Source organism: Alcanivorax sp. MD8A, from assembly GCF_002888555.1.
Lineage (GTDB): Bacteria > Pseudomonadota > Gammaproteobacteria > Pseudomonadales > Alcanivoracaceae > Alcanivorax.
Genome location: NZ_AQOQ01000011.1, coordinates 1 through 21,546 on the forward strand (window position 1 = coordinate 1; position 21,546 = coordinate 21,546).

The window sequence follows — 21,546 nt, forward strand, 5'->3', positions numbered from 1 at the left end:
CAGCTGCACGCTTCAGGCCACGCTGAGCACGCAAGGCGCTATCCAGAGACTCCCTGAATGATCATCATCCGGACTGCGCGGTGCGCAGCCAGGTAACCTCTGCCCGGCGAGCGTTCGTGAAACCTGACTGACCGGTTATACCGGGACAATGCATGTTTGGGTGGTTTTGATTGGTGTGCTGAATGCGCACTATAGCGCTACCGAAATCGGACGAGACACGAGTCTCTGCAAGGAGCATGAGATGGGAAGATCCACCTGGCGGCCGGACCATATTCCGGATTTGAGCAATAAGACCATTTTGGTGACCGGCGCGAACAGTGGTATTGGGCTGGAGGCCGTCAAGCTGTTTGCGGCCAATGGCGCGCAGGTGATCATGGCGTGCCGGAATGCATCCAAAGCGCAAGCTGCGGCCGAGCAGGTGATGGCCGAAACCGCGGGCGCCAGTTTGGAGATCATGGCGCTGGATCTGGCTGATCTGGCCTCCGTTAAAGAATTTGCGCAGGAGGTTAGTGGCCGTTTCGACAAGGTGGATGTGCTGCTCAATAATGCCGGCTTGATGGCGCCACCACTGCAGCGCACCAAAGACGGATTTGAGATTCAGTTTGGCACCAATCATCTTGGCCATTTTGCGCTGACAGGGCAGCTACTGCCGGTCTTGGAGGCGGCACCGGCACCACGCATCGTGCAGATATCCAGTGTGGTGCATCGGGGCGGCAAGATCATGTGGGATAACCTCAATGCCGAGAAATCCTACTGGCGCTGGCCGTTCTATGCGCAGAGCAAACTGGCGAACCTGATCTTTGCTCGTGAGTTGCATCGACGCTTACTGGCGGCCGGTTCCCCTATCCGGGCCTTTGCGGCTCACCCCGGTTACTCCGCGACCCATTTGCAGGATACCGTACCAGGCGGAGGGTTATTCAACGCGATGATAGCGCAACCCGCTGAGATGGGGTGCCTGCCGGGTGTGATGGCGGCGACCAGTGCGGATGTGCAGGCCGGGGAATATTACGGACCCGATGGCAAGCTGTTGGAGCTACGTGGCTATCCGGCCAAAGCCTATGCCCGCCGGATCGCCGATAACCCGGAAGTCGCACAGCGGTTGTGGCAGGTATCGGAGGATATGACAGGGGTTCACTATCTGAACCCCTGATTGCGGACCGTCGTTCGAGAACCGGGTCAGGTTCTCGAACGAGGGTTCAACAGCCTGTTAGGGGGTGACCACATCCCCGTCTTCGATCCGCAGGCGTTCGCCAGGCTTCTTGTCCAAGCGGATGGTGTCTTCGTTGTCATTGAAGACGTAGGTCACTTCGTAGCCTTCGGTCTTGCTACGGCTTTCCATGACGGTGCGACATTGTTGTTCGGTCACGGTTTCGGTGTTGCGTTGTTGCATCCCTTTCTGGATCTGGTTGCCCGCCACGCCACCGGCAATGGCCCCGCCGGCCGTGGCAGCATCTTTGCCGCTGCCGCCACCAAATTGATGACCAACCACCCCACCGATAACGGCGCCAACAACGGTGCCCGTCACGCGATGCTGATCTTTGGTGGGTTTTTGCCGTGTGCTGGTGACATCCTGACAAACCTCCCGGGGTTCTTCCCAGCGTTCAACAATGGGTTCCACCTTGGTGACGGTGGCGTATCCGGATTTGGCTGGCGTCATGGCCTCGTAGGCGCCGTACCCGACCCCTGCAATAGCCACGGCACCTGCGATACCCAGACCGGCAATAGCTGCGCTTTTCATGGCTCACTCCTTATTTCGGTTATTTCCGGTTTGGAGTGCAGGGCGGAGCAATCCGTTCGTGGACAGTTGCAAAAGAATGTTAAGGAGCTATTCAGAGGCTCCTTAAGGGCCATGTTCAATAACGCCGCAATGCGTTTTTGTGCAGCGCCGGGGGATCAGGTTAAATGGCGCGGTGCGAGGCATGAATGAACAGGGGACAGTCGTGACGCAACGAGACCAGCAGCTGGAAGCGGAGTACTTCCATCTCACTCACCTGATTGATTCTTTCGATCAGAAATCCCTGACGATCAAGGCCTGGAGTGTCACGCTTGCCGGCATTCTGGCCGGATCGGGCGCGTTCTTTGATCGTCCGTCCCTGCTTTGGGTGGGGATGCTGGGTAGCCTGATGTTCTGGCTGGTGGAAGGCCACTGGAAGGCGTTTCAGTCGGCGCACTATGCGCGCATAGAAAAAATTGAAGCGCACTTTCGTGGTGAGGTGGATGACATCGCGCCGTTCCAGACCGCCGATAGCTGGGAGCGTAGCCGGCGCGCCGGGGGAAGCCGTGAGTTGTTGCGGATCCTTGGGTGGCGCCACGTGTTTCTGCCCCATGGGCTGATGGCACTGTCGTTGTTGGTGGCAGGTTTGCTGCTGTAGGCGTGGCAGAGGCCGGCGCCCACAGCAGCGGGCAGGGTCAGGCAGCGGGTTCGCTGGTGGTCGGGGCGTATTGGTTGGCATCGGTGGTGTATTCGGCATGACCGTAATCCACCAGCAGTTGCTTGATGCGTTTGACCAGAATGCGGTCGGCAACCTTGTTGGCCACCGGAATATCCTGCAGGGTGCGATAGGCCAGCAGGCGCGGCATGATGAAAAGATTACCGACGCTGAACAGGGCATAGTCCAGCGCGTCGGGTGCCACGCCCATCTCTTCAGCCTTTGATTTGTCCTTCTTGCCGAGAAACGCCTGGGTAAAGAACACTTTCGAGAAACTGCGCTCCACCGCGTTGTGAACCTTGCTGATCAGCTTGTCATCCTTGGGACGATAGACGGACATGGTTGCCCGCGTCAGCTCACCACAGGTGCTGTCGTCATACCCTTCACGCAACGTGCCGGAATAAGTGAGCATGGTGTCGATGATGTCCGGGGCTTCTGCGGGTAGCAACTCTGCAGGCAGACCGAGCAGAAAACACTCGTAACGCGACAGTTCCACGATCGCCCGTTCTTGCCGGGTGAAATGTTTGCGGCCCTTGCGCATGGCCTTGAACGCCGTCAGGTAGGCGGGCATGGTGCCGGCCGGCATCTGGTCTACCTGCGGGATAGGTATGCCGTAGACCGCGGGATCCCAGGGGCCGCCCTTGTCGGTGGTCGCCCGCTTGATGATGTTGAAACGCACCATGGAGTGCATCAGGCGCACCATGGCGGCCGCCTTGAAACCTGGGCCAAAGCGTTCCAGAGCGCCAGGCAGGGTGGCGGTGGTGAAGAAACTGGCGGTCTCATTGATCCGCTGGTTCACCGACTCGTTGGCCAGGGTGCCGGTGATGGCCATGGGCAACCCGGAGTACTTGTTCATGAAGGTGGCGACGAACGCGCCACGGATAACATAGGGTGCCAGGTTGACCATCTGGTTACGGCTCAGGCGCGCGCCCTCGCGGACCAGATCCATGTCTACCCAGTCCGGTGTCGCTTCCATGGCCTGAATGAAATCGCTCAGTTCCTGGGGCGGATTATCTACCGCATCCAGTCCCTTGTCGCAGGCGGTCTTGAGCATGGTGATCAGGTTGCGGAACCCGTATTCGGGCATCAGCGCGGCATATGCATCGGCCACATTGTCACCGAGCAGGGTATAGGCGCGGGCCCGTTCCACTTTTTCCTTGTCGGCCAGAATCTTGCCCCGGTACTTGCCTGCGAATTTTTCGGGCAGGGCGCTGCGGGTGTGGATGTCGTCGGTAAAACGCTCCGGGGTGACATCAAAATCAATGTCGCCATACAGGGAGGGAATCCGGGTTTTCTGTGCACGCACCTGTTCCCAGAGTGCATCCAGAGACTGTGTCATTACGACCTCGTTGTGAAAGCGCGATATTGCCCTTATACATAGCGTTTACGCGGGGTCGGTGACAATGACCGAAGATTTCACGTAGAGAACTTGCGGGTTTTTGGCCTGCAATGACAGGGAGATTGGCGGGAAAGGAAACAGTGAGGTTGAGAGTGTTCACTTTGCGTGTCGCGGGCTGACGCTCCTCCCGCCAGGGAGGGCGTCAGTGAGGCACCTCAGCCGTTGCTCATGGCGTCCTTGTAGAGTGACTTGCGCGGGCTGGCGAAAACCTGCCGCAGCATGGGTTCGAAGTAATCCAGTGGCAGAATCTCTCCATCCGGATTGAACGCCGGAGAATCGTACTTGCTGACGAATTCCAGCGTTTGCCGATAGAAGGGATGTTCGCGAAAGTGCTCGCGCATGTCCCTGTCCATGCCCAGATAATGGAAGAAGTAATACCCCTGGAAAATGGCGTGATGCTTCACCATCCAGTGATTGGCTTCGCTGACAAAGGGTTCCAGCAAAACCGCTGCCACGTCGGCATGGTTGAAGGTGCCAAGGGTATCGCCGATGTCATGCAGCAAGGCGCAGACGACGTATTCATCGTCCTTGCCGTCGCGATGGGCGAGGGTGGCGGTTTGCAGGCAGTGTTGGAACCGGTCGATCCTGAACCCGCCGAAATCGCCTTCCAGCAGCCGCAGGTGCGCCATGATCCGGTCCGGCAGTCCTTTGCTGAACTCGCCAAAATTATCGGCAATGATCTTCCAGTCCTCGGCCTGGCCGTCCTTCATGTGGGTGAAGGCGGCGCGGGGTTGTGTCATGTCGTTCATTGCGGTGGCCCTCAGTCTGCATAACCGGGGTTTTCCCGGTCCAGCTTGCGGAGCAGGCCCGGCCAGGCCAGGTTGCCCCCCATGCCTTTGGTGACCTGAGAGGCCTGTTGTTTGATGGTGTTGACGATGCCATCAGGAATCGGGGTCAGCGGGCGATTGCCCGATAAGGCCTGTAGCTGGATCTCACAGGCCCGTTGCAGGATGAACATGTTGAGGAAGGTGTCCGCCACGGTGCTGCCCACCGTGAGCAAGCCATGGTTACGAAGAATCATGAAGTTGGTGCTGCCCAGATCGGCCTGCAGGCGGGCTTTTTCGTCATCGCGCAGTGCGACCCCTTCATAGTCGTGATACGACAACCCTGAGAGCGGAAACAGGCTTTGTTGTGACAGAGGAAGCAACCCTTCTTTCTGTGCTGACACGGCCACGCCGGCGGTGGTGTGGGTGTGCATGACGCAGACTGCATCCTCACGTACGGCATGAATGGCACTGTGAATGGTGAAGCCCGCCGGGTTGATGTCGAAATCGCCGGCGTTGAGCTTGTTGCCGTCCTGGTCGACGCGCACCAGGCTTGATGCGGTGATTTCGTCGAACATCATGCCGTAGGGGTTGATCAGGAAATGGTGCTCATCGCCCGGGATTCGGGCGGACAGATGGGTGAAGATCAGATCATCCCAACCATACAAGGCCACTAATCTATAGGCAGCGGCGAGGTCCACTCGCAGTTGCCACTCTTCGGGGCTGACATCCGCTTGCTTGGAGGTGATGGCGGCTGGGTCAAGTTTTACCTGGCTGTTCATTGTAGCGCTCTCCCTGGAGACAGGTTGTTGTGGGTGTCACGGTGTTCCCCGTGATGTGTCGATACGACATGACTGGAGTGTAGGCCGCTTTTTCTTGGCAAGACTGTCAACCTGTTTACAATTAGCGCATGTCTATTGCTCTTGATGCCTTGCAACACTGCCCCCTGTTCGCCGGTTTTCCCGAAGCGGCACTGGACGAGGCTGCACGTCATGCCCGTATCCGCCATTTTCAGGCGGGTGAGGTGATCTATGAGAAAGGGGAACCCCAGACATTCCTGTGCGTCATCGCCAGAGGAATGGTGCGGATCAATTCGGTCAACCAGGAAGGTCGGGAATCGGTCTTGATTGTGTTTGATCAGGGGGCCTGGGTGGGCGATGCGGTCTTCGCGCCTGGTGCCGACCGGGTTTACGGGGCCACGGCACATACGCAGGCAACACTGGTGGAATTACCCGGGGCATATTTTCGGGACCTGATGAGTCGCTACCCGCAGTGCTATCCGGTCGTGCTCGAGTGCATCAGCCGTCGGCTCTGGTCGGCCATGACGGTCATCCAGGAAGACGCCTTGCGCGGGACCACGGTCAGGATCGGGCGGCGGTTGTTATTTCTGTGCGACATGCAGCGCGGGGGTGCAGAGCCGGGCGGTCCGGTCACCGTGCGGCTGACCCGTGAGCACATCGCTAACATGATGGGGATGACCCGCCAAGGGGTTCATCGCACGCTTAAGCAGTTTCAGCGTGAGGGGTTGGTTGAGCTGGGTTACGGGCAGGTCACCATTTGCAGCGAAGATGCCTTGCGACGCTATCTGGATTGCTGTCCAGATTAAGGTAATTCTTTTGGCTAACAAAAATATTTTATAGGCGATTAAAATTAATACCTTTGGCTATTTTTAATCGGCGAATGGTCTATTCCTTTTTCGTGTTATAGCGTTTTCTTCCTCAAATCCCGTTGACAGATTTTAAGTTAAATTACTTAGACGTTTTAAGTCACATTTTAACGAAAAGCCCGTAGAGCAGGGGCTCCTTCGTGGCTAGGATTCTCTCCGATTCATGGAAATAAGAAGAAAGTCTTACTTCTTGTGGCGGCCAAATGGAAGGGCTGCGTTCATTGGCATAAGGAGAGTTTTCAGGAATAAAAAATGTGTTCTTTATATAAAACGTTTGTCTTTATTTTTACCCTCAATGTGATCGGTTGTGGCGGTAGCGGCGATTCCCCTGCCGCGGTTTCTTCGGAGAACGAGCAGACCAGTGTGGCTGTGACGTCGCCGGGTTACGGCAAAGAAAGTCAGGAGTCTGTCAGTAGCGGGAGTGACAGCGCACAAGCTGCGGGCAAGGAAAAGTTTGCCAAACCCTTTTCTTCAAGTGTGCTGCAATATGAAGTGACGGATGGAAAGATCGGCAAGGTGACCACTGATAGTGAGACCCTGCTGACCTACCCTGAAATGGACTACTTCTATTTTGAAAACGGTAACGTGGTGTTCGATCTGACGCGGGAAGGTTCCCCCAAGAAACGCTCAGAGTTGCGTCAGTTTCCGGAGTGGTCAGTGGGTGGGAATCATCGTATGACGGCGGCAATGACGCTCAGTGATTCCACGATAAATGAATACACCTGGATGCAGCTGCACCGTAAGGAAAAAACCTCTGTCAAACCGCCGTTGCGCCTGACCTGGGCAAAGGCGCAAAGCATTGGAGGTAAAGTGTACAAGGATTATCTGGTGGCGGTGTTTTATCACGAAAAAGGCGGCTACAAGAAAGTGCCATTGATGCCTCGGCCAGACGCGGAAATGACGGCTGAACTGCATGCCTATAACCATCAGGTATTCATTACTCTGAATGGTAGCCTGGTGCACGTGGAAAATGTGTCGGGCTGGGCGGACTACAAGTGTTATTTCAAGGCGGGGTTATACCTGTCTGGCAGTGCGGCGGCAGAAGGACGTGCCAGGGTCGGCATGAGCCAGCTTGCGTACAGCCATCAGTAGTGCAAGGAGTTTTCAGAGGCTCCCAAGAACAAGGCAGGCACCAACACGCTGGGTGGTTGGTGCCTGATTGCTTTCATAACAGAAGAAAAGGGTGAGCAGGTTAGCGCACCTCCATCCCGGGTTCGGCGCCGTTATCGGGGCTGAGAACGTAGATGTCTTCGCCACCGGGGCCTGCGGCCAGGACCATCCCCTCAGAGACGCCAAACTTCATCTTGCGCGGTGCCAGGTTGGCGACCAGGACGACCAGTTTGCCTTCCAGCTGCTCCGGTTGATATTTGGCCTTGATGCCGGCAAAGACATTGCGTTCGCCCAGCTCTCCCACATCCAGGGTGAGTTGCAGCAGTTTGTCGGCGCCTTCTACGTGAGCGGCCTTGGCAACGCGCGCCACGCGCAGTTTGACCTTCAGGAAGTCATCAATGCTGATGGTGTCATCCACCGTGTCGCCCGCCTTGTTGCTGGCTTTCGCCGGGGCTCTCGAAGCCTTGGAGGCGGCCGTAACCTCCTTTGAATCACTGAGCATGGCTTCGATCTGGCTGCTTTCTACCCGGCCAAGCAAGGGCTTGAACTTGGCAATGTCATGCTCCAGCAGAAGCTGCCCGGCATCGTCCCAGCGGAGCGGGTCGATCTGCAGAAACGCCTCTGCCCGCTCGGCCAGTGCCGGCAATACCGGCTTCAGGTACAGCACCAGCAGACGGAAGACATTGATGGCGGTGGTGCAGATGGCCAGCACTTCCTGTTCCTTGCCTTCTTCCTTGGCCAGTGACCAGGGAGCCTTGTCGGCGATGTAGCCGTTGGTATGGTCGGCCAGCGCCATGATTTCCCGCATGGCTTTGCCAAACTCACGCTGTTCGTAGAACTCGGCAATCCGCGGTGCGGCTTCCTGCACCTCGCGAACCAGCAGTGGGTTATCCAGCTCGGCGCTCAAGGTGCCGCCAAACTTTTTCACGAAGTTACCGGTACGGCTGGCGATGTTCACCAGTTTACCTACCAGATCTGAATTCACCCGCTGGACAAAGTCTTCCAGGTTGAGGTCAAAGTCATCCACACGGCTGGAAAGCTTGGCAGCAAAGTAATAACGCAGGTATTCGGGGCTGAGATGATCCAGATAGGTTCGGGCCTTGATAAAGGTGCCGCGGGACTTGGACATCTTGGCGCCGTTCACGGTGACAAAGCCATGGCTGTAGATAGCCGTTGGTTTGCGCAGACCGGCACCGTCCAGCATGGCCGGCCAGAACAGACCGTGAAAATTGATGATGTCCTTGCCGATAAAGTGATAGAGCTCGGCGTTGGATCCCTCTGCCCAGTAGTCGTCGAAGCTGAGGCCTTCGCGGTCGCAGTAGTTCTTGAAGCTCGCCATGTACCCGATCGGGGCATCCAGCCAGACATAAAAATACTTGCCGGGGTAACCGGGGATCTCGAAACCAAAATAGGGCGCTTCCCGGGAAATGTCCCAGGGTTGCAGGTCTTCGATCCATTCCTGCAATTTGTTGGCGACTTGCTCCTGCAAAGCGCCGGAACGGGTCCACTCGCGCAACAGCGGCTCGAATTTGGGCAAGTCGAAGAACAGCTGGGTGGTGTCCTTTTCTACCGGGGTGGCGCCACTGACGGCAGAGTAGGGCTCGATCAGCTCTGCGGGGGAGTAGGTCGCACCGCAGACTTCACAGTTGTCGCCATACTGGTCTTCCGCCTTGCACTTCGGGCAGGTGCCCTTGACGAAACGGTCGGCCAGGAACATGCCTTTCTGCGGGTCGTAAAGCTGGGTGATGGTCTTCTCGACGATGTAGCCTGCGTCTTTGTTTCGCTGGAAGACCATCTCTGACAGCGCCTGGTTTTCCGGGCTGTGGGTGCTGTAGTAGTTGTCGAAACGAATCTGGAAGTCGGCAAAGTCCTTCTCGTGATCGGCCTTCACCTGGGCGATCTGCTGTTCCGGGGTAATACCGTTCTCTTCTGCCTTGAGCATGATGGCGGTGCCGTGGGCATCATCGGCACAGACATAGGTGCACATCTGCCCGCGGAGCTTCTGGAAACGCACCCAGATGTCGGTCTGGATGTATTCAAGCAGGTGGCCCAGATGGATGGGGCCATTGGCGTAGGGCAGGGCGCTGGTCACCAGGATCTTGCGTGGCGTGTCACTCATGAGAACGGTGTCATTTATCCGGGAAATGGGGCGCCTATGATACGGCGAGACTGCACTATTTTCATCCCGTGCCTTCCGTTGGTGGGTTGGGTGGGGCCATTCGGTTGTAACGGGGCTACCGTTTTTGTGTACCACTGTGGCATGGTTGAGGTTTATCTCTCGGGTGATTCAGGGGAAAGTCCGCAATGACGCTTCGTTCACGTATCCGGTGGCTGTTGATTCTGTCAACGGCAGCCTGTGTGCTCGTGGCGCTGCTGGCGCTGGGGAGGGTCAATCACGGTTTGCTGGCCGCCATGCATCAAGAGGCGGCAGACCGGGAATTGAGTGTGGTGGAGGCTGCATTTCTTGATCAACTGTCGGTGTTGCGGGTGCGGGCTGAAGACTGGAGCCGTCAGCCGGATTATCCCCCTGGCAATCTGGGCGGGATCGGCCAGCTGGATTTGATGATCTCCCTGGATGGCCATCAGCTGGGGGGCACCCAGGGGATGAACGAAGCGGCTCTGCCGGCCTTTGAGCGGCTGGCGGTTCGCTTTGAAGAGGATGGCTGCTTTCCTATCTGGGGGGTGGTACAGGTCAACGGACGCCCGCTACTGTTCAGTACGGCTGTAGAGCAGGGGTGTCAGGCTTATCTACTCGGTATCTGGCTGGACAGTCACTGGCTTGCGTACCTGTCAGACCGGGTGGGACATGCGCTGTACGTTCGCCCTGTCCCTGAGGGCTTGCCGGTTGAGCGCGACCTGATCGAGGCCGGAGAAGCGGGCCAGCTGGGCCGTTTCCCGATTCCGGAGTATTTCGGTGGCCAACCACTTGAAGTGGTGGTGGAGCTGCCTGACGACAGTTTGGGAATGCAGAATACTGCTGTCGCGATCATGGGGATCATTCTTGGCGTTCTGGCCGGGATTACGGTGGCCGGGGTGTACTGGCGTATCCAGTCACTGTTGTTCGGGCGCCTTGGGTCCGTCCATAACGCGGTGCGTTCCATTGCCCGTGGGGGCACGCTGGATCAGCGTGTCCCGGTACTTGGCAATGATGAAATCGGCGAGTTGGCGGAAGATTTCAACGCCATGGTCGACAGCATTGATCATGCCCAGACCCAGCTCGCTTCTGCCCGCCGCCAGGCCGAAGTGGCCAGCAAGACCAAAAGCCAGTTCCTCGCCAACATGAGCCATGAGATCCGCACTCCCATGACCGCTATTCTCGGCTATGCCGAATTGTTGCGTGAAGGGCGGGGCAGTGATCAGGAGCGCCAGCATTACCTGAATATCATCCAGCAGAATGGCGATGCCCTGTTGGCGCTGATTAATGATGTGCTGGACCTTTCCCGCATCGAGGCCGGGCAATTGCATCGTGAAGAGAGCATCTTTTCAGTTCTGGCCTTGCTTGACGACATTGTTGAAAGTTTTCGCTTGCGGGCCGCAGAAAAGGGGCTGGAGCTGGCACTGATACAGGAAGATGAACTTCCCGCTGCGTTGAACGGCGATGTGTTCCGCCTGCGCCAGATTGTGGTCAACCTGGTGGGTAACGCGCTCAAGTTTACCGAGCAGGGCGCAATCCAGATCTACGCAAGCTGGCACAGTGATGCACAACGGCTGCAGATCCGCGTGGAGGATACCGGTATCGGCATCAGCGAAACGCAGCTGCAGACCATTTTTCAGCCCTTTACCCAAGCAGATGTGTCACACACCCGGCGCTATATGGGAAGTGGTCTGGGGCTGAGCATCGCCCGAGAACTGGCGCGGGCCCAAGGGGGCGATATCCGGGTGGTCAGCAACAGCCGGGGCAGTTGCTTTACCCTGGAAATGCCGTTCGAGATTGCTTCTGGCGAGGTCTCGTCTTCAGCCCCTGTCGTGGCATCGGGTGACCAGACGCTGCCCTCGCTGAGGGGGCGAGCCTTGCTGGTAGAAGATAACCAGGTCAATCGACTGCTGGTGAAAACCCTGTTGGAGCGGGCCGGGATGTCGGTGGTCGAGGCGGAAAATGGCCAGCAGGCCTGTGATCGTTACCAGGAGGATGACGGGTACGCCTTGGTGGTGCTCGACATGCAGATGCCGGTGATGGATGGCTACCAGACGGTACGGACCTTGCGGGCAAAAGGCTTTGCCGGTCCGGTACTGGCGCTCACGGCCAATGTGTTGGCGGTGGACCGTCAGCGTTGCCTGGATGCCGGCTGCGATGCCTTCATGGGCAAGCCGGTAAGAAGCCGGGAATTACTGCTGACGTGTGCTGATTTGCTGGACCAGTCGCTGGTCGAGCTGTAGTCAGGGAAGGGCAGGGCGCGGGTCAGGCGCTGCCCTTCGACATGGACAGCTGGGCCCGCTTGAGGGCTTCACTGACCTGCTGCTGGGATACCGGTTTGCTGAGGTAGTCATCCATGCCGGCATCGCGGGCTTTTTGCACGTATTCGTTGGTGGCATGCGCAGACAGCCCGATGATCCAGCAATGGGGCTGGCTGCTTTGCCGGGCTTCCATGTCACGGATCTCATGGGTGGCTTGATAGCCGTCCATGATGGGCATTTCGCAATCCATGAAGATGATGTCCCAGTAGCTGGGTTGTTCGCGCAGTAACCCCAGAGCTTGCTCCCCATCACTGACGAGAGTGGGCTGGATGCCAAGGGACTTGAGGATGCTGTCGATCACCAGCTGGTTGACCGGGTTGTCTTCTGCAACGACCACGTTCAGGTGGTTGGCCTTGTCGAGAATCACCGTTTGGGTTTCCTGCAGATGGGCGTCGTGACCGGAATCGTCCTTGCCGGTCAGCAGGCTGCGTTTGAGGGCCTGGCAAGAGAAGGGCGTCTCGATCATCAGCAGGTCTTCTGGCAGGGTTTCGCTCAGGGATTCCCCCGTGGGGTGCAACAACAGCAGGGTCGGTGACTGATAGTGGCTGCGTAGGCGCTCGACATAGTGCGGGTTTTCCATCACGGCCAGATCCGCTACGACAAAGTCCGCCGGCCGGGAGGGATTGGCCGGGTCCAGGGCGGTTTCCACATCGCGGAATTCCTGGGTCTTGGCGCCCCAGCGGCTGAGGATTTGCGACAGGCTCAGCAGCTGGGCCGGGGTGCTGGAGATGACCACGGCTGAGCGATTGCGCAGCGCCGGTTGCTGGCGCGACTTGACGGCTTCCACCGGAAGCGAGAGCCAGAACGTGGCGCCGCGGCCGAGTGAACTGGACACGCCGATGTCGCCGCCGAGCAAATCGGTGAGGCGTTTACAGATAACCAGTCCCAGCCCGGCGCCCGCATGCTTGCCACGATTGGGAAGTTCGTTGATGGTCTGGAACAAAGCCCCTTGCTGACCTTCGTCCAGACCTATGCCGGTATCGACGACCTCGATCATCAAGACGCATTGGTTCTGGTTGTTGACCGGCTGCTTGAGGGTCAGGTGCAGGGCGATATTGCCCCGCTCGGTGAATTTGAACGCATTGCTGAGCAAGTTGGTGATGATCTGTTTCAGGCGGATCGGGTCAGTGCGAATCTGGTCGGGCACCCGACTGTCGATGTGAATGTAGAGCGGCAGATTTTTCTCGCTGGAGCGCAATGCGAACAGCCTGACACAATCATCCACGATGCTTTCGACGGCAATATGCTGGTAGTCCAGCTCCAGCTTGCCGGACTCAATCCGTGAGTAGTCGAGTATGTCGTTGATTACCGTTAACAGGGATTGGGTGGACTGGTAAATGGTGCTGACATATTGGGCTTGTTGCTGGCTCAAGGGGGTCCGGCGCAGCAGGTCAGTCATGCCCATGATGCCATTCATCGGGGTGCGAATTTCATGGCTCATGGTGGCCAGGAATTCACTTTTGGCATGATTGCGAGCGCCTGCCTTGAAGGCTTCCATCTCTGCGATGGCCCGCTCGCGAATTGAATCCGAATGGGCTTCCTTGAGCCGATTGATGCGGCGGGCCAGTGCCAGAGACAACAATACGACTTCCAGGAATACGCCGACCTGTACCAGATTTTCCGTGATTGAGGTTCGCGGGATAAGCCCATATTTGTTTAGCACCATGGTGGCGGCGCCGACCATGAAGCAGCCCCAGGCGAAGGTAAAGATACGGGCATCGGGGTCGCCCGCGCGCAAGCGCAGCAGACCAATGGTAAGGATGCTGAAGTCCATCACCAGAATGGCGAACACAGAAATCGGAATCAGTGCCTGGCGACTACTGAATGGCGCTGCCAGAAACAGGATCGTACCCACCGCGACCAGGCCCCGCAGCCATACCGCCATTTTCGGTGCTTTTTCCTTTAGCGCCAGAAAATGCAGGGTAAACAGGGAAGGAAGCAATACCAGCAGCGGGAGCAGAAAGTGGATGATATAACTGCTGACGAGCGGGGAATTGGGCCACAGATAGCGTTGTGCATAGCCATGCAAAATGGCGAGAAAAAGGGTGATGGCCGTGGACCAGCAGACATACAGAAGATAGACCTTTTCCCTGACGGTAAAGAACAAAGACAGGTTATACAGAATCATGACCAGCATGCCGCCGAAAAAGATCCCTTGCACAATCGTCATATTTTGGGAGTACGCGGCAAATTGTTCTCGTGATTGCAGCGTCAGCGGCAATTGAATGCTGTGGGCAGAGGCGACCCGCAGATAGATATCACTGTTTTGACCGGCGGGCAGGGAAAGCGGAAATACCGGTGTAGGCTGCAGATTGGGGCGTAGCGAAAATTCCCGGTCCATACCGGCCTGATAGTGGGCAATCAGCGTGCCGCCTGCATCAATCTGATAGACATCAATCTCACCGAGCATGGCGTAATCCACGCGAAGCTGCCACTCATGGTGCAGATGATTCAGGTTGCGAACGGAAAAATGGAACCAGCACTGTTGTGAGGTAAACCCCAGGTTAGGGGCTTTGCCCCCGGCGGAGTGCCAGTTCAGGTCACTGCGCATCTGGATACCCGTAATGTCCGGAATATCCTCCGGAGAGGAACAAAAATATTGCAGCCCGTCATAGGGCTGTAGACTCTGTTGTTGTTCAGCAATAATCTGCGTGCCTGTACTGTCAGCTGTACTTGCAGAAGACAGGCACATCAGAAAGATGGCAACAACAAGATAAAGGGCGTATCCAGCGTCCTTGCACACTATGAATCGATCCTGGCAATAGGTAGGTAAGCTACTGAGATGCTAGCAGTGTGGGCCGGGGGGCTCAATCAAGGGGATAACAATGACAAGGATAGTGGAACGCTTCGCCGTCGGGCCGATAGTGGGGGAGGCCGGCAATACTCATGTGCGCCTGTTTGGTGCCTTGCCCCAGGGAACCCTGGCTGCCGGCAGCAAGTTTCTGTGGGGGCGTATCCGTTGGCGCCGCGAAGGTGAGCCGCAATGGTCCGACGCCCGTCGTTTTCGCTTGAATGGCAATTTTGATGGTTCCGGGGTGGTGATTCTTAATGATCTGGCGCCTGGTACCCGCTATCACTATCAGGCGGGTTGGGTTCCGGATGAAGAGCCGGCAGAACTGGATTGGTCCGCTGCCAGTGAGGGCACCTTTGTGACCAACCAGCCGGATGCAGATCAGACCCGCTTTCTGTTTGGCTCCTGTTGCTACCGGTTTGTGGGTTTTGACGGCAAGATCCAGGACGACAGAGCCGACAAGATCTTTGCCGAAATGTCTGACCTGTCCACCCGTGAAAAGCCCGATTTTGTGTTGTTTGGGGGCGATCAGGTTTACGCCGACTCCCTTTACAACATTGGTGCGGCGGATAATCGCGAAGAGTTTTCTTCCCTGTACCGGGAAAGTTTTGCCCAGCCCAACCTGGCCAGGCTGTTACGGGAAACCAACAGCTACATGATTCTGGATGATCATGAGATCGAGAATAACTGGCCGGAACGAGCCAATGCTGACCGCTGGACCAGCAAGTACCCGGCGGCCATCAAGGCGTACCAGATTTATCAGGCCTCCCATTCCCCGGCGGCCCCGCTCAATGAGGCTGGCACCTACCTGGATCGTGATCCGGATCGCTTCTGGTACACCTTTTCCCGTGGGCCTGCCGATTTCTTTGTGATGGATGTTCGTACTGAGCGGGTATTGAGCCGCTGGTCCTGGCAACGGCGCATGATCAGCGAAGAGCAGGAGCAGGCCTTTGTGCGCTGGCTGGACACGGATCCCGACAGGATCAAGGTACTGGTGACGTCTGTGGTGCTGTTTCCGGAGCAGCGCCGCCCGTTCCGTGGCAAAGATGCCTGGGAAGGCTTCCGTTATCAGCGACAGCGTTTGCTGACGGCCATGGCGCAAAGTCGCAGTCACAAGCTGGTTGTACTCAGTGGTGATGTCCATGCGTCGCTCTATGCGAACCTCACCCTCAATGGTGGCAAGCAGGTGCACAGTTGGACCTGTTCCGGCCTGTTCTGGCCCACCGCACTGATGGCGTTCCGCTGGTATCGGCCGATGATTCGGGTGCCTGGCCTGCTCTATGGCGGCTGGGGGCGTCCACTGGGGCAGGTGAATGTGCCGGGGCAGGTCTTCAGCGACAATGCGTTTTCCATGGTGGCCTTCACTGAAGAAGGGGCCCGCTTTGATCTTTATGACCGCAGACGGCGGCATGTGGCGGAGGCAAGCCAGGAAATCCGTTGGTCGTAAGCTATTGTCAGCGGCGTGTATAGCAAAAGGCTTACATGAAGTCGGGCGATTTGCGACTTAAGGCGTCGCACCAACAGGACTACAGTTAATCTCGCAAGGACGCGATAGAACACGGATGTTCAATTTCGGCCCGGTACAGCCCGCCCGCCATACCCCCAAAGATGGCGGGCGTTTCTTTTTCCCCGTTTTGCCTCTTCACATCCCATCAAGGATAATGCCCGCCCCAGAATACGGAGGCGACCATGTCTGCTAACGGTGAAGACCGCGATATCCTGAAAGCCAAACTGAACCAGGAAACCGCCAAGGCCAGCTGGGCCGAGTTGCAGCCCTTTTTTGCCCGCGGCCAGACCATCTATGTGGCGCCGGGTCTGGACCTTGTGGATGTGGCGGTGGCGTTTTCGGAAGATAACGCCGCCGAGATCAGTCTTTGGCGTGAAAAGGGGCTGGTCGACAAGGTGTCGGACCCGCAGGCAACACAGTGGTATGACGCAGACCAGACTCTTTGGAGTGTGGTGGTTATGCCCTGGGTGCTGGTACAGCCTGAGCGGCTACAGTAAGACACAAGTCCGGTCTTCCCCCGTCGTTTTTGCAAGGGTGGCAATCGTCACCAACCCCGGTATAGAGTGAACAAAAGGGCTGTGATGCCCTCACTCTGACGGATGCCGGAGGACTCGATGCAGGATGACATCGCCCAGCGTCAGGCCCTGTTGCAGGCGCAGCTGGAAAGTCTCGTCGCCGCACAGGTCAACCCCGAGGAACAAAGCCTGTTCCGTCGTTTTCTGGCCGCCTATTTCGAGATGGCCAGTCTTGCCGCGCTGACCGCACGTCCCCCTGAACAGCTTTTCCAGATGGCCTGGCAGCATTGGCAGCTGGCCCGCCACCGCGACCGCGAATTACTGATTCAGATCGAACCGCCGGCTCGTCCGGGTGACATGGCTTGCCTGCGAACCGTGGCTGACGACATGCCATTTCTGGTGGACTCGGTGGCGATGGCGGTGAGAGATGCGGGTACCGCCATCGACTGGACCATTCATCCGGTGGTGCAGCTACGGCGCGATGACAAAGGCCAGATCATCCAGGTGCAAGGGGTTGGCGACGGTGAACACCCTGCGGAATCGCTGATCCATGTCGAATTCGAGCCGCTGGGCAGTCCTGAGGCCTATGCCCGCTTGCAGGAGCAGTTGGAGCTGGTGCTGGGGGAGTTGCGGGTGGTGGTAGCGGATTATCCGGCAATGCTCGCCAACCTGCAGGCAACCCGTGAGAATCTTTCTGGTCATTTTCCGGAACGGGACCAGCAAGAACTGGAAGAAGCGGGTGCGTTTATCGAGTGGTTAAGCCAGGACCACTTTACCTTTCTTGGCTATGCCCGCTCCCATGCAGAGGCTGTGGATGATGGCATGCAACTGCATCTGGAAAATGATGCCGGCCTGGGCATTGCCAGGCATGGCAGCCGTTATGCCGATGCGGATGAGTTCATCGCCCCCCATGATGAAATGGCCAAGTACATCAGCCATGGCCGGCTGGTGGTCGTAACCAAGGCCAACGCCCGTTCTTCGATCCATCACCCTCATTACATGGATGTGATTTCCATCAAGCGGTTGGCGCAAGACGGAAGTGTAGAGGGCACGGACCGCTATATCGGCCTGTTTTCCCTGGATGCCTATATCAATCGTCCCCGGGATATTCCGCTGATTCGCCGCAAGGTGAACTACGTGCTGGAGCGGTCACGGTTGCCCGAGCGCTCCCATTCCGGCAAGCACTTGCGAGACATCATTTACCAGTTGCCCCGTGATGAATTGTTTCAGTGCAGTGAAGAAGAGCTCTATCACATCTGCATGGGCATCCGGGCCCTGCGTGACCGTCATCATTTGCGCCTGTTCATGCGCCGTGATCGTTACGGTCGCTTTTACTCCTGCATGGTCTACCTCAGTCGCGAGCGCTACTCACGTGAATTACGTGACCACGTTACCAATGAGCTGAAGAGCTTGTGTAATGGCTTGTCGGTGGAGCGCACGGTTGACTTCCTCCGTGAAGGGCTGGCGCGTATCCATTGCATTATCCGTATTCCCCAGGGAACGCATCTGGCCATGAGCGAAAGCCAGGTGGAGGAGCGACTGGTATCCGTGACGCGGTCCTGGTCGGATCAATTACGGGAGGTGCTGCACGAAGATGGCGATGAGGGAGTGAGCCTGGCGCGACGTTATGCCAGCGCCTTTCCGGTGGGGTATCAGGAAACCACGCGTGCCATGGAGGCTGCCGCTGACATTCACTACCTGTCGCAGTTGTCTGCCGACCAGCCGGTGTTGCCGTCTTTGGCGGTGGCCAGTGAGGAAGGGCCTGCCTGTCCCACCTGCTTGCGACTCTATTCCCGGGAAAAACCGATTGGTCTGTCGGATGTGCTGCCCATGCTGGAGCACTTTGGCTTGCGAGTGGTCAGTCAGGACCCGACCCGGGTGAGCGTGCGTGAAGAAGCCGATCAGTGGATCCAGGTGTTTGATGTCCGTGTCGCCGGCGATTGCGCGTTGGGTCCGGTCCAGCAGAAGCGCTATTTCGAAGAAGCCTTTCTTGTCTGTTGGCAGGGACGCATCGAAAACGATGGGCTCAACCGACTGGTGTTGCTGGCGGGGCTGGATGCCCGGCAGGTGGTTTGCCTGCGCACCCTGACAAAGTATCTGGTGCAAACCGGGCTGCCGTATTCGCAAAGCTATATGGAGCAGTTGCTGGCGGACCATGCTGTGATTGCACGGTTATTGGTGCAATTGTTCGAGAACCGTTTTGATCCTTCCTGTAGCGACAGCCAGCGCAGGGATGACGGCGTGAAACTGGCCCAGGCACTGGACCATCACCTCGATCAGGTGGCCTCTCTGGATGCGGACCGGGTATTGCGGGCGTTCCTGAGCGTTGTGCGGGCAGGCTTGCGGACCAATTTCTATCAACCGGATGAGCACGGGGATAGCAAGTCCTGGGTCAGTCTCAAGCTGGACCCGACGGTGGTATCCGAATTACCCAAACCGCTGCCCATGTTTGAAACCTTTGTGTACTCCCCGCAAATGGAGGGTATCCATCTGCGAGGCGGGCCGGTGGCCCGTGGCGGGTTGCGTTGGTCAGATCGTCGCGAGGATTTTCGCACTGAAGTGCTTGGCCTGGTCAAAGCCCAGATGGTCAAGAATGCCATCATTGTGCCGGTGGGTGCCAAGGGCGGTTTCGTGGTCAAGCAGGGGAACCCGGCGGACCGTGATGCCTGGCAGAAACAAGGGATCGCCTGCTACAAGCAGTTCATCCGTGGCCTGCTGGATATCACCGATAACCGGGAAGGGGAGACGATCGTGCCGCCCCCTGGGGTGGTGCGCCATGACAAGGATGACCCCTATCTGGTCGTGGCCGCCGACAAGGGGACCGCGACTTTCTCGGATATCGCTAACGGTCTGGCGGACGAATACGGTTTTTGGTTGGGCGATGCCTTTGCCTCTGGCGGCTCGGCAGGCTACGACCACAAGAAGATGGGCATCACCGCCCGCGGCGCCTGGGAAAGTGTGAAGCGGCACTTCCGTGAAAAGGGCAAGGACATCCAGAAGCAGCCCTTTACTGTGGCCGGTATTGGCGACATGGGAGGCGATGTCTTCGGCAATGGCATGTTGTTGTCGGAACAAATTCGGCTGGTGGCAGCGTTTAACCACCTGCACATTTTTATCGACCCGGATCCTGATCCGGCGGCCACATTCGTGGAGCGCCAGCGGCTGTTCAACACCCGTGGTGCCAGCTGGGATGATTTCGATCGTACTTGCCTGTCTGAGGGTGCAGAAGTCTATTCTCGCAGTGCCAAGAGTCTGACACTCAGTGAGCAAGCCTGCGAAGCCCTTGGGATCGCGCAGCGGACTCTGACTCCGGCTGAATTGATCACGGCGATTCTCAAGGCACCAGTGGAACTGCTCTGGAATGGCGGGATCGGCACCTATGTCAAAGGCAGCAATGAAAGCCATGCCCAGGTGGGTGACCGGGCCAATGAGGCGATTCGCATCAATGGCCGTGAACTGCGCTGCGAAGTCGTGGGCGAGGGCGGTAACCTGGGGCTGACTCAGCTCGGGCGCATTGAATATGCCCTGAACGGTGGGCGAATCAATACCGATGCCATTGATAATTCCGGCGGTGTGCATAGCTCCGACCGGGAAGTAAATATCAAGATTCCGCTCAACCAGCGCTTGCGCGATGGCCGCCTGGATCGGGACACTCGTGATCCCATGCTGGAGCGCATGACCGACGACGTGGCGAACTCGGTGCTGCGGGATAATTATGTACAAAGCCTGGCGTTGAGCCTGCTGGAATACGACGCCGAAAGTCGTCTCGACGAGCACGCCAATCACCTCCGGACGCTGGAGCGACAGGGTATCCTCAACCGGGCGGTGGAGTACTTGCCGGATGATGAAAGTCTTGGTGAGCGTCGCACCCGAGGCATGGGGCTGACCCGCCCCGAACTGTCAGTGCTGCTGTCGTACACCAAGAATGCGCTGTTTGATGCGGTGTTGGCGTCGGACGTGCCAGACGACCCGTTCTTCGATCAGGATGTGCTTCACTATTTCCCGGACGAAATGGTTCAGCACTATCGCGACGACTTGCTGCAACATGGCCTGCGCCGGGAGTTGATTGCCACGGTGCTGGCCAATGCTGTGGTTAACCGCATGGGATTTGCCTTTGTGCATCGTTTCGCCGATGAGCATGGCTTGTCCCGGCATCGTATGGTGAAAGCGTACGCCATGGCCCATGCCGTTTTTGATGGCGACCTCTACTGGGCACCGGTGGATGGTCTGGATGGGCAGGTGGACAGTCAGGTGCAGTTGCGCTTGTACGGCCGCGTGATTGGGCTCATGAAGCACATGACCACCTGGTTGCTGTTCTACAAGTGGGGGCGTCGCCCGGTGGCAGAGGCGGTGAATCGATACCGCAAGCCCATCGCCGAGCTGGAAGCCATGCTGCCAGAGGTCCTGCCGGGCAGTTACCGGGAAGAATGGCAGCAGGCGGTAGAGGGCATGGGGGACGATGGGGTTCCTGCCAAAGAAGCCCGATTGTTGGCCAACACCATGGTGCTGGGTAGCGCGCCGGATATTGTCGAGCTCGCCTCGCAGGCACAGGTGCCCCTCGCCATGGCGGCTCAGGTGTACTTCGCGGTAGGCGACCGGCTCAATATTCTCTGGCTGCTGTCGGCGATCATTGATCTGAATGTGCAAGGGAAATGGCAGGCGCTGGCCCGGGCCAATCTGCGCGAGGATACCTACCGCCTGCATCGGCAGGTGGCGGCCAAGGTACTGGAGCAGGAAGGCGATAGTGCCGATGCCCGGTTCACGGCCTGGCAGGAGAAATCCCGCAACAAGGTACAGTTCGGCATGCACCGGCTGCAGAGTCTGCAGGCGGACAGTCCCCATGATTTCATGACACTGGCGGTAGGGGTGCGTGAATTGCGCAAGTTACGCAGCCTGTAGGTGAAAACGCT

The 21,546-nt window shown here is 57.7% G+C and carries 14 protein-coding genes; 8 read left to right on the plus strand and 6 right to left on the minus strand.

Going from position 1 to position 21,546, the window contains the following annotated elements:
• The first annotated feature begins 241 nt into the window (after nucleotides 1-241).
• On the plus strand, nucleotides 242-1,150 hold the full coding sequence (locus tag A15D_RS07485; RefSeq protein WP_102791413.1) for an oxidoreductase: 909 nt from the start codon (nucleotides 242-244) through the stop codon (nucleotides 1,148-1,150).
• A gap of 57 nt (nucleotides 1,151-1,207) precedes the next feature.
• Here the strand turns inward: A15D_RS07485 and A15D_RS07490 are convergent, their stop codons facing one another.
• Nucleotides 1,208-1,738, minus strand: a complete 531-nt coding sequence (locus A15D_RS07490) for a glycine zipper 2TM domain-containing protein (RefSeq protein ID WP_102791414.1) — start codon at nucleotides 1,736-1,738, stop codon at nucleotides 1,208-1,210.
• 202 nt (nucleotides 1,739-1,940) lie between these two features.
• On the opposite strand from A15D_RS07490, the gene A15D_RS07495 reads away from it, so the two are divergent.
• A complete protein-coding gene (locus A15D_RS07495; RefSeq protein ID WP_022986249.1) occupies nucleotides 1,941-2,372 on the plus strand; it encodes a hypothetical protein in 432 nt (143 codons plus the stop codon).
• Between the two features lie 37 nt (nucleotides 2,373-2,409).
• On the opposite strand, the gene A15D_RS07500 is transcribed toward A15D_RS07495, so the two are convergent.
• The 3 genes from A15D_RS07500 to A15D_RS07510 form a co-directional block, all read right to left on the minus strand.
• Nucleotides 2,410-3,768 (minus strand): oxygenase MpaB family protein, encoded by a 1,359-nt coding sequence (locus A15D_RS07500; RefSeq protein WP_102791416.1) that lies wholly within the window; start codon nucleotides 3,766-3,768, stop codon nucleotides 2,410-2,412.
• A gap of 215 nt (nucleotides 3,769-3,983) precedes the next feature.
• Nucleotides 3,984-4,577 carry an HD domain-containing protein gene (locus A15D_RS07505; protein ID WP_102791417.1) on the minus strand — a complete coding sequence of 198 codons (594 nt, stop codon included), beginning with the start codon at nucleotides 4,575-4,577 and terminating at the stop codon, nucleotides 3,984-3,986.
• Nucleotides 4,578-4,588: 11 nt separating this feature from the next.
• On the minus strand, nucleotides 4,589-5,374 hold the full coding sequence (locus A15D_RS07510; RefSeq protein ID WP_022986246.1) for a class II aldolase/adducin family protein: 786 nt from the start codon (nucleotides 5,372-5,374) through the stop codon (nucleotides 4,589-4,591).
• 128 nt (nucleotides 5,375-5,502) lie between these two features.
• Between A15D_RS07510 and A15D_RS07515 the strand changes: the two genes are divergently transcribed.
• Together A15D_RS07515 and A15D_RS07520 are read left to right on the plus strand one after the other, a co-directional pair.
• Complete coding sequence (locus A15D_RS07515) at nucleotides 5,503-6,198, plus strand: Crp/Fnr family transcriptional regulator (RefSeq protein ID WP_102791418.1); 696 nt, start codon at nucleotides 5,503-5,505, stop codon at nucleotides 6,196-6,198.
• Nucleotides 6,199-6,510: 312 nt separating this feature from the next.
• A complete protein-coding gene (locus tag A15D_RS07520; protein WP_102791419.1) occupies nucleotides 6,511-7,350 on the plus strand; it encodes a polysaccharide lyase family 7 protein in 840 nt (279 codons plus the stop codon).
• 100 nt (nucleotides 7,351-7,450) lie between these two features.
• Here the strand turns inward: A15D_RS07520 and metG are convergent, their stop codons facing one another.
• Nucleotides 7,451-9,487, minus strand: a complete 2,037-nt coding sequence (gene metG, locus A15D_RS07525; RefSeq protein ID WP_102791420.1) for a methionine--tRNA ligase — start codon at nucleotides 9,485-9,487, stop codon at nucleotides 7,451-7,453.
• Nucleotides 9,488-9,672: 185 nt separating this feature from the next.
• Between metG and A15D_RS07530 the strand changes: the two genes are divergently transcribed.
• On the plus strand, nucleotides 9,673-11,745 hold the full coding sequence (locus A15D_RS07530) for an ATP-binding protein (protein WP_102791421.1): 2,073 nt from the start codon (nucleotides 9,673-9,675) through the stop codon (nucleotides 11,743-11,745).
• A gap of 22 nt (nucleotides 11,746-11,767) precedes the next feature.
• On the opposite strand, the gene A15D_RS07535 is transcribed toward A15D_RS07530, so the two are convergent.
• Nucleotides 11,768-14,374: a hybrid sensor histidine kinase/response regulator gene (locus A15D_RS07535; protein WP_233192146.1), complete on the minus strand. Its 2,607-nt coding sequence runs from the start codon at nucleotides 14,372-14,374 to the stop codon at nucleotides 11,768-11,770.
• A 274-nt stretch (nucleotides 14,375-14,648) separates the two neighbouring features.
• Here A15D_RS07535 and A15D_RS07540 point away from each other — a divergent pair, with 274 nt between their 5' ends.
• From A15D_RS07540 to A15D_RS07550, 3 genes are all read left to right on the plus strand, one after another.
• A complete protein-coding gene (locus A15D_RS07540) occupies nucleotides 14,649-16,061 on the plus strand; it encodes an alkaline phosphatase (RefSeq protein ID WP_102791422.1) in 1,413 nt (470 codons plus the stop codon).
• A gap of 242 nt (nucleotides 16,062-16,303) precedes the next feature.
• Nucleotides 16,304-16,618: a DUF2288 domain-containing protein gene (locus A15D_RS07545; RefSeq protein ID WP_102791423.1), complete on the plus strand. Its 315-nt coding sequence runs from the start codon at nucleotides 16,304-16,306 to the stop codon at nucleotides 16,616-16,618.
• Between the two features lie 117 nt (nucleotides 16,619-16,735).
• Nucleotides 16,736-21,535 carry an NAD-glutamate dehydrogenase gene (locus tag A15D_RS07550; RefSeq protein WP_102791424.1) on the plus strand — a complete coding sequence of 1,600 codons (4,800 nt, stop codon included), beginning with the start codon at nucleotides 16,736-16,738 and terminating at the stop codon, nucleotides 21,533-21,535.
• Nucleotides 21,536-21,546: the final 11 nt, after the last annotated feature.